At 46.8% G+C, this 8562-nt stretch carries 10 protein-coding genes; 7 read left to right on the forward strand and 3 right to left on the reverse strand.

Annotated features, from left to right (window positions below):
* Window positions 1–16: 16 nt before the first annotated feature.
* Complete coding sequence (locus VN105_RS14305; protein WP_325642028.1) at window positions 17–154, forward strand: hypothetical protein; 138 nt, start codon at window positions 17–19, stop codon at window positions 152–154.
* Window positions 155–191: 37 nt separating this feature from the next.
* On the opposite strand, the gene VN105_RS14310 is transcribed toward VN105_RS14305, so the two are convergent.
* Both VN105_RS14310 and accC read right to left on the reverse strand, forming a co-directional pair.
* Window positions 192–674 carry a GtrA family protein gene (locus tag VN105_RS14310; RefSeq protein ID WP_325642012.1) on the reverse strand — a complete coding sequence of 161 codons (483 nt, stop codon included), beginning with the start codon at window positions 672–674 and terminating at the stop codon, window positions 192–194.
* 76 nt (window positions 675–750) lie between these two features.
* Window positions 751–2241 carry an acetyl-CoA carboxylase biotin carboxylase subunit gene (gene accC / locus VN105_RS14315; protein ID WP_325642014.1) on the reverse strand — a complete coding sequence of 497 codons (1491 nt, stop codon included), beginning with the start codon at window positions 2239–2241 and terminating at the stop codon, window positions 751–753.
* A 125-nt stretch (window positions 2242–2366) separates the two neighbouring features.
* Between accC and VN105_RS14320 the strand changes: the two genes are divergently transcribed.
* The 4 genes from VN105_RS14320 (at window position 2367) to VN105_RS14335 (ending at window position 5540) form a co-directional block, all read left to right on the forward strand.
* Window positions 2367–3035 (forward strand): heme exporter protein CcmB, encoded by a 669-nt coding sequence (locus tag VN105_RS14320; protein ID WP_325642016.1) that lies wholly within the window; start codon window positions 2367–2369, stop codon window positions 3033–3035.
* A 145-nt stretch (window positions 3036–3180) separates the two neighbouring features.
* The gene (ccsA, locus tag VN105_RS14325) at window positions 3181–3843 is read left to right on the forward strand and encodes a cytochrome c biogenesis protein CcsA (RefSeq protein ID WP_142685895.1); all 663 of its coding nucleotides are present in this window, start codon (window positions 3181–3183) and stop codon (window positions 3841–3843) included.
* Window positions 3840–4076, forward strand: a complete 237-nt coding sequence (locus tag VN105_RS14330; RefSeq protein ID WP_325642018.1) for a CcmD family protein — start codon at window positions 3840–3842, stop codon at window positions 4074–4076. The genes ccsA and VN105_RS14330 overlap by 4 nt, the downstream gene beginning before the upstream one ends.
* A 45-nt stretch (window positions 4077–4121) precedes the next feature.
* Window positions 4122–5540, forward strand: coding sequence for a Glu/Leu/Phe/Val dehydrogenase (locus VN105_RS14335; protein ID WP_325642020.1), 1419 nt, complete (start codon window positions 4122–4124; stop codon window positions 5538–5540).
* A gap of 30 nt (window positions 5541–5570) precedes the next feature.
* On the opposite strand, the gene VN105_RS14340 is transcribed toward VN105_RS14335, so the two are convergent.
* Entirely contained in the window at window positions 5571–5975 is a 405-nt protein-coding gene (locus tag VN105_RS14340; RefSeq protein WP_325642022.1) for a type I restriction enzyme HsdR N-terminal domain-containing protein, read from the reverse strand.
* Between the two features lie 133 nt (window positions 5976–6108).
* Between VN105_RS14340 and VN105_RS14345 the strand changes: the two genes are divergently transcribed.
* Window positions 6109–6879 carry an AMP nucleosidase gene (locus tag VN105_RS14345; protein ID WP_325642024.1) on the forward strand — a complete coding sequence of 257 codons (771 nt, stop codon included), beginning with the start codon at window positions 6109–6111 and terminating at the stop codon, window positions 6877–6879.
* Window positions 6880–6899: 20 nt separating this feature from the next.
* The coding region (locus VN105_RS14350; protein ID WP_325642026.1) for an ABC transporter ATP-binding protein at window positions 6900–8562 on the forward strand (1663 nt) is incomplete at its 3' end.

Consider the following 8562-nt stretch of genomic DNA (forward strand, 5'->3'; position numbering starts at 1 on the left):
AGATTACATTACCAAGCTGCACGCCATTTGTGTAAAGTGCGGGCATATTGCCAATTACTCTTACCGTAAATCAGCTTCCAAAGAAACATTGTTATTGGGAGAGAAGGATTTGTATGAGCCCAGATGCAGGCATTGTTATTATGAAGAGCTATGATAAAGAAAAAGGAAGGCCGGCTGGTCTTCCTTTTTCTTTATGCCTGTTGTTTCACTTTAAAAGTAAATTTCTTCTGGGTAAGATAACTGAAAATAACTACCAGTGCGGTAGTAAATATTTTACCGATAGTGGGGTAGAAGTGAAGCTGGTCCACGAACATCTTCATAAATAAATAATTCAGCAGAATGCAGATACCCACCAGCATAAAGTAACGGAATAATTGTACGCGCCCGCGTAAATTAGATTCGGAAAACACTACGTATTTGCTGAGAAGGAAGCCGGTTGGGAATGTAACGGCCATTGCCATAAAAAGGGCAGCAATATGCGCGCTCATATCAATAGCGCCCAGGTGAACAATTTGCTTATGCAGTACCAGGTTATAACATATGGAATACAGGGCTATATCCAATACCGTATTGCCCCCGCCACACGCAAGGTAGCGGAAAGTTTGCCAGGGCATCACCTTCGAAAAGGGCTGGTAAAAGAATTGCAGGATCTGTAATATAATGTTGCGTAACATAATTAAAATTGGCGCAAAGTTATACGTTTTGGCGTTTTCAGGAAACACTTTAACGAAAGTTAACAACTGTTTCGGCTTATCTTAACATATTCCTTTTTTTCCAGGGGGATTCACGTGGATTGTTGCTTACAGCCGCTTCCTGTAAATTTATATTGTTTTGCTGCCACACATATGCAGCCAGTATAGCGGCCAGTTTATTGATGTCTTTTTCGTCTGTAAGAAGCGACTGTGGCGTAAAATATTTGTTGATGAAATTGGTGTCAAAATTTCCCCCGATAAATGCGGGTTGCTGTAATGCCCAATGGCCGAAAGGCAGCGTGGTTTTGATCCCTTTTACCTGATATTCCTCAATAGCCCGGATCAGGCGGAGCCTTGCTTCCTCGCGATCGCTGCCCCATGCGATGAGTTTAGCAATCATAGGATCGTAGTAGATAGGAATATCCATTCCCAGTTCATATCCGTCATCTACCCTTACGCCGTAACCCTGCGGACGGATATAGGTTTCCAATTTACCGGTGTCAGGCAGGAAGTTATTGGCAGGATCTTCAGCACAGATGCGCAGCTCGATGGCATGGCCGTTTATTTTAAGGCTTTCCTGGGTAAAGGATAATTTTTCGCCACGGGCCACCTTTATCTGTTCTTTTACGAGGTCGAGGCCGGTAATCAGCTCTGTTACCGGGTGTTCTACCTGCAGCCGTGTATTCATTTCGAGAAAATAAAAATTCAGCTGCTCATCCACCAGAAATTCCACGGTACCCGCGCCGTAATAATCACAGGCCCTGGCCACATCTACCGCACATTGTCCCATGGCCGCACGGATTGCTGGTGTAAGACAGGATGAGGGCGCTTCTTCGATCAACTTCTGGTGGCGTCTTTGAATGGAACATTCCCTTTCAAATAAATATACACAATTACCATGGCGGTCGCCCAGTACCTGTATTTCTATATGCCGCGGAGAACCCACATATTTTTCTATGAATACAGCATCATCGCCAAAAGCGCTAAGGGCCTCACTTTTAGCCATCCTGATCTGTTCATCCAGCTCTTCAGCACTATTTACCACCCTCATTCCTTTACCTCCACCGCCGGCGGAAGCCTTGATCAGGATAGGAAACCCTGTTTTTTTTACTACCTCCCTTGCTTCTTCCACACTGCGTAAGGGTGTTTCAGTACCAGGCACCATAGGTACGCCAAATTTCTGCGCAGCCTGTTTGGCAGCCAGCTTGCTTCCCATAACTTCAATGGAAGCCGCCGAGGGTCCAATAAAAGTAATGCCGGCATCAGTCACCTGTTGTGCAAAACGGGCGTTTTCACTCAGGAACCCATAGCCAGGGTGAATGCCGTCTGCGCCTTTCTCAATGGCTACGGCAATTATTTTTTCGCCCAGCAGGTACGACTGATTGGAAGGAGCAGGACCAATGCAAACGGCTTCATCTGCATATTGTACAAAAGGCATGGTACGATCAGCTTCGGAATATACCGCCACTGTTTTTATACCCATTTCACGTGCAGAACGCATGATACGTAATGCAATTTCTCCCCTATTGGCAACCAGAATTTTCTTCATCAGCAGTTTGCTTTTAAAAAGGCCCCTTTGCTACGGGGATGTCATTTTTTAATAAGGGGCTAAATATACTTAAAAATGAGTAACAGCTGAAAGCTAATTGCGAATAGCTATCTTTGCGCCTGATCATGAAAAAAAGCCATCCCATACATCAAACATTCACCCTTGTGAAAAAGGATCTTACACTGGAGCTCCGCCAGCAGTATGCCTTTTATGGGGTATTGCTCTATATTGTGTCTACCGTTTTTGTTATCAACCTGATGATGGGCCGGCCGGACGACAAGGTATGGAATGCCCTTTTCTGGGTAATACAGCTGTTTGTAGCGGTAAACGCGGTGGCCAAAAGCTTTATGCAGGAAAGCCGCGGACGGCTTTTGTACTTCTATTCCCTGGTGAATCCGCGTTGCTTTATCGCGGCAAAACTGATCTATAATGTGATATTAATGACCCTCATGAGCATCATTGCACTGGTTTGCAGTATTGCCTTCCTGGGGAATCCCATTATCAACCCGGTTTATTTCGTGGGGATGGTGCTGCTGGGCGGTACCAGCATTTCCCTGTTATTTACCATGCTGGCGGCTATTGCCGCCCAGGCCAACCACAATGCAGCACTGATGGCAGTGATGGGTTTTCCGCTCATTATGCCCGTACTGATGCTGCTGGCCAACATCTCACTGTCTGCTTTCGTAACCGTATACCAGCCCGAACTTCCCAGGATGTTCCTGTTGCTCGGGGGGATGGATATACTGGTAATTGCCCTCACCATGATCCTTTTCCCGTTTTTGTGGAAAGACTGATATTAGAAATATCAAATAAAAAGCTCACTTCTGTAAAGGATATTTAACAGGGAATTATCGCTGTTGGATAAACTTAAAATCCCCGAAAATCTTTGTGATTAGGTTTAAAACGTGTAGGTTTGCCCCCGAATATAGCTATTAAAAAATGGCCAGACATTGGTGGAAAGCATTAGCGATACTGCTTCTTTTATATGTAATTATCGCCGGGTTCACTGTTAAAATACCTATAATAGGAACCAACGGACAATCATCCCGCGGATTGTTCTTTCACGTACCGATGTGGATATGTATGTATACCATGTATACCATATCTCTCGTCAATTCCCTGCTTTATCTGTCGAAATATGATTTGAAGAAAGATGTGATTGCCTCCAGCGCTGCCGGAGTAGGCACTTTCTTTGGCGTATTGGGGTTTGCAACGGGTACGCTCTGGGCTACCTATACCTGGGGAGGAACACTTACAGACGATCCCAAACAGATGTGTACGGCCATTGCCATCCTTATTTATATGGCATACCTGGTACTGCGTATATCTATACATGACCTGGACAAACGGGCACGTATATCCGCAGTTTTCAACATTTTCGCCTTTGCCTTGCTGATACCACTAACCTATATCATTCCCCGCATGGTGGATTCCCTGCACCCGGGAAGCGCTACCACACCGGGTTTTGCGTCGAAAGATACCGATGGTTCCATGAAACTGGTATTGTATCCCGCCTTTATCGGCTGGACCCTGCTGAGTGTGTGGATATTCACGCTGGTAGTACGTTACAGGAAATTACAGCTTAAAAATATTTTTAAATGATCAACAGAGCGTTTTCATTTTGCCTGACCATGGTCTTGCTATTCATTTCGGTACTGGCAAATGCACAACAGCAGAATACAGAGAAAGGACCAGTCAACGAATTTTTCCGCAGCAACGATAAAATTTATGTCATTGTCGGTGTTTTAGTGATCATCTTCTTAGGAATCGTGTTGTTTCTTATCAATCTCGACAGGAAGATCGGTAAGCTGGAAGAAAAAGACAAACATAACTAACCCAGAAGCGTTTAAAATCTAATCGTTATACCAAAACAATAATTTATGTCGCAAGATCAGCATTATAGCTTCTTCCAGAGCGTGGAGAAAAGCTTCGACAAAGCAGCTGCATTCACCAAATGGGACAAGGGTATCCTGGAGCAGATCAAAGCCTGCAACGCCGTTTACCAGATTAAATTCCCGGTGAGAATAGGCGATTCTGTACAGGTAATTGAAGCTTACCGTGTACAACATTCACATCATAAACTTCCCTGCAAAGGTGGTATCCGCTTCAGTGATGAAGTAAACCAGGACGAAGTAATGGCACTGGCGTCCCTAATGACCTACAAATGCGCCATTGTAAACGTTCCTTTTGGCGGAGCCAAAGGTGGTTTGAAAATCAATCCCCGCAACTATACGCCCTTCCAGCTGGAAGCGATCACCCGTCGTTATACTGCGGAACTGGTAAAGAAAAACTTTATCGGCCCCGGTACAGACGTTCCCGCTCCTGATTATGGTACCGGCGAAAGAGAAATGAGCTGGATCCTGGACACTTACATGAGCTTACGCCCGGGTGAAATAGATGGTTATGGTTGCGTTACCGGTAAACCTGTATCACAGGGCGGTGTACGCGGTCGTACTGAAGCAACCGGTTTAGGTGTATTCTATGGTTTGCGCGAACTGTGTAATATCAAGGAAGATATGGACCGTCTTGGTCTTACTACCGGTATAGAAGGAAAAAGAGTAATTGTGCAGGGGATGGGTAACGTAGGTTATCACGCTGCCAAATACTTCCACGAAGCGGGCGCTAAAGTGATTTGCCTCATCGAGTGGGACGGCGCCATCTATAATGAACAGGGCATGAACCCCGACGAAGTGCTGATGCACAAAAAAGCAACCGGCTCTATTGTTAATTTCGCAGGCGCTACCAATCTGAATAAAAATACAGACGGCCTGGAACTGGATTGCGAAATCCTGATCCCTGCAGCGCTGGAAAATGTAATAGACAAGCACAATGCACCGAATGTTAAAGCGAAGATCATTGGTGAAGCCGCCAACGGACCTTTAACACCGGAAGCAGACGAGATCCTGAATAAAAAAGGAGTGATCGTTGTGCCCGATATGTTCCTGAATGCCGGCGGTGTAACCGTATCCTATTTCGAATGGCTGAAAAACCTCAGCCACGTGCGTTATGGCCGTTTGGGCAAGCGCTTCGACGAAAATATGAACATCCACATCCTGCAAACCATCGAGGAACTCACTGGCAAAACCGTTTCTGATAAAGAAAGGAAATTCATTGCACATGGTGCTGATGAAGTAGACCTGGTATATTCCGGCCTGGAAGAAACCATGCATGCCGCGCTTCACGAAGTGCGCGATGTAATGATGGCTAATCCGCTGATCCACGATATGCGTACAGCCGCTTACGTAGTGGCTATTAATAAGGTAGGTGCCGCTTACGAGCAATTGGGCATCTTCCCCTGATGTGAGTGTGAGCGGAGGGTTCCCCTCCGCTCACATAAACGCAGGCAACTCGCGCAAAAAACGCCATTTGTTTTCGGTAGCCACGTAATTGCCGCAGAAAGTGTTCACACCATTGGTGATCACCAGGTAAGTAGCCGGGATCACCATGTTATAGCGGATCACCTGTTGCATAGTATGTTCGGTAAGCGGCACATTCATTTCTTTGCATTCCACCAGCATCCAGGGTTGTGTTGCACGGTTGTAGATAACGATATCATACCGCTTTTTCATCTCTCCCAAAAAAATTTCCTTTTCAATGCCTATCAGGGAAGCGGGGTATTCCAGCACCTTTACCAGGTAATTCAGAAAATTCTGTCTTACCCATTCTTCCGGAGTGAGCGCCACATATTTTTTACGGAAACGGTCGAAGATGAGTTCTTTGCCGCCTTCTCTCATAATTTTAAAATCGGGTGGGGGGAAACTGATAGCGATCAAGAGATTATTGCTTTTAATACTGCTGCGAAGATAGTCACATTAGGATAATATTGGGGTTAGCGAACAAAACCTTATATTTGCTTGTCAAAAAGCTATGAAGACAAAAGACGAAATTGTAGCTAACTGGCTGCCCCGCTACACCGGTGAGAAACTGGATCGGTTCGGATCCCATATCCTCCTCACCAACTTCAGTAATTACGTAACAATGTTTGCCGACTGGAACAACGTGGAAATCGTTGGCGCCGGAAAGCCAATGCAATGCGCTACAGCAGGCGATATTACCATTATTAACTTCGGCATGGGGAGTCCCGGCGCAGCTACCGTAATGGACCTGCTCTCTGCCATCTCTCCCAAGGCAGTACTATTCCTCGGTAAATGCGGCGGTTTAAAAAAGAAGAATAATATCGGCGACCTGATATTACCCATTGCCGCTATCCGTGGCGAAGGTACCAGTAACGATTATTTTCCGCCGGAAGTGCCTGCGCTGCCTGCATTTGCTTTACAGAAAGCCATTTCCACCACTATCCGTGATTCCGGTTACGATTACTGGACCGGCACCTGCTATACTACCAACAGGCGGGTATGGGAGCACGATGCCTCATTCAAACAATACCTGGAAAAAATAAGGGCAATGGCAGTGGATATGGAAACAGCTACCATCTTTTCTGTAGGCTTCTTTAACAAGATCCCTACCGGGGCTTTATTACTGGTATCCGATCAGCCGATGGTGCCGGAAGGCGTAAAAACGGAAGAAAGCGACAAAAAGGTGACCAACAAGTTCGTGGAGCGCCATCTTAAAGTAGGAATAGATTCCCTGCAGAAGCTGATTGAAAGCCATCAAACTGTGAAGCACCTGCGTTTTTAGAATTGTTGTATCTTCCGGGTATGCTTTCCACGCGGGTAGAGATACAGGACCTCGAGGTAACTTTCAGGTCGGCACAAACATCAATAACAGCTGTTAATCAAATTACCCTTTCTATAGGCAAGGGTGAAATAGTGGGTGTAGTAGGAGAATCCGGCTCCGGAAAATCCGTTACCGCCCTCTCGCTCATGCGCCTGATTGATATGCCTGGCGCCATTTCCGGCGGAAAGATCCTTTACAAGGCTTCAGATGAAACAGCAGTAAACCTGCTGCAATTGCCCGACGCTACCATGCGGAGCTACCGGGGCAATGAAATTGCCATGATTTTTCAGGAACCCATGACGGCACTGAATCCCCTGCATACCTGCGGGGAGCAGATTGCTGAGGCTATCCGTTTGCATACCGGCGTAAGCCGCAAGGCTGCCCGGAAAGAAGTGATATCACTTTTCGAAAAAGTAAAATTGCCCGACCCTGCCGGGATGATGAACCGTTATCCCCATGAAATTTCCGGCGGACAGAAACAGCGGGTGATGATAGCAATGGCTATTTCCTGTCACCCCCGCCTGCTGATTGCGGATGAACCCACCACCGCATTGGATGTTACGGTACAAAAGGCTATCCTGGAGTTGCTCCGGGAACTACAGCAGCAAATGGATATGAGCGTTATTTTTATTACGCACGACTTAGGCGTGGTAGCAGAAATAGCGGAAAGGGTAGTGGTGATGTATAAAGGGAATATTGTGGAAGAAGGAACGGTTAAAGCTGTGTTCCTGCATCCGCAACATCCGTATACCAAAGGCTTGCTGGCTTGCCGGCCCCCGCTGGATAAACGTTTGAGCAGGTTACCGGTGATCCGTGATTTTATGGAAACGGACTCACAGGGACAGATACACGAAAAAGCCGGCGCCATCCGCGATGTGATGCAGTCGCTGGTAATCCCTGAAGCAACCCTGAAGCAGCGGGAGCAACAGTTAGCTTTAGCTGCGCCATTGCTGGAGGTACATCAGCTGAAAACCTGGTTCCCGGTAAAAACGAGCATTACCGGTAAAGTATTGCAGTGGGCTAAGGCGGTTGACGATGTGAGTTTCCAGGTAATGACCGGTGAAACACTGGGACTGGTAGGGGAATCCGGTTGTGGTAAAACGACCCTTGGACGGTCGTTGTTAAGGCTTGCAGAACCAACTGCCGGAAGTATTGTTTATAAAGGACAGGATATACGAAGTTTTTCACCTGCCGCAATGAGGGCGCTGCGGAAGGATATGCAGCTTATTTTCCAGGACCCGTACGCTTCGCTGAATCCGCGGAAAACCATTGGGGCCGCCATCATGGAGCCAATGATGGTACATGGCCTTTATGGTACGGAGCAACAGCGGAAGGCCAGGGTATTGGAATTATTGGAGAAGGTAAACCTGTTGCCGGAGCACTTTAGCCGTTATCCCCACGAATTTTCCGGCGGGCAGCGGCAGCGGGCGGTAATTGCCCGGGCACTGGCGGTGGAACCATCTTTTATTATCTGCGATGAATCTGTTGCAGCGCTGGACGTAAGTGTACAGGCACAGGTGCTGAACCTGCTGATCCGGTTGCGGGAGGAACTGGGATTTACCTGCATCTTTATTTCGCATGACCTTTCAGTGGTGAGGTTTATCAGCGACCGGATGATGGTAATGCAAAAGGGGAAGATTGTAG

This window comes from Chitinophaga sp. (assembly GCF_035564935.1).
GTDB lineage: Bacteria > Bacteroidota > Bacteroidia > Chitinophagales > Chitinophagaceae > Chitinophaga.

Coding starts and splice junctions, on each gene's coding strand:
- VN105_RS14310 (WP_325642012.1), bottom strand. CDS start 674: ATGTTACGCAACATTATATTACAGATCCTGCAATTCTTTTACCAGCCC.
- accC (WP_325642014.1), bottom strand. CDS start 2,241: ATGAAGAAAATTCTGGTTGCCAATAGGGGAGAAATTGCATTACGTATC.
- VN105_RS14320 (WP_325642016.1), top strand. CDS start 2,367: ATGAAAAAAAGCCATCCCATACATCAAACATTCACCCTTGTGAAAAAG.
- ccsA (WP_142685895.1), top strand. CDS start 3,181: ATGGCCAGACATTGGTGGAAAGCATTAGCGATACTGCTTCTTTTATAT.
- VN105_RS14330 (WP_325642018.1), top strand. CDS start 3,840: ATGATCAACAGAGCGTTTTCATTTTGCCTGACCATGGTCTTGCTATTC.
- VN105_RS14335 (WP_325642020.1), top strand. CDS start 4,122: ATGTCGCAAGATCAGCATTATAGCTTCTTCCAGAGCGTGGAGAAAAGC.
- VN105_RS14340 (WP_325642022.1), bottom strand. CDS start 5,975: ATGAGAGAAGGCGGCAAAGAACTCATCTTCGACCGTTTCCGTAAAAAA.
- VN105_RS14345 (WP_325642024.1), top strand. CDS start 6,109: ATGAAGACAAAAGACGAAATTGTAGCTAACTGGCTGCCCCGCTACACC.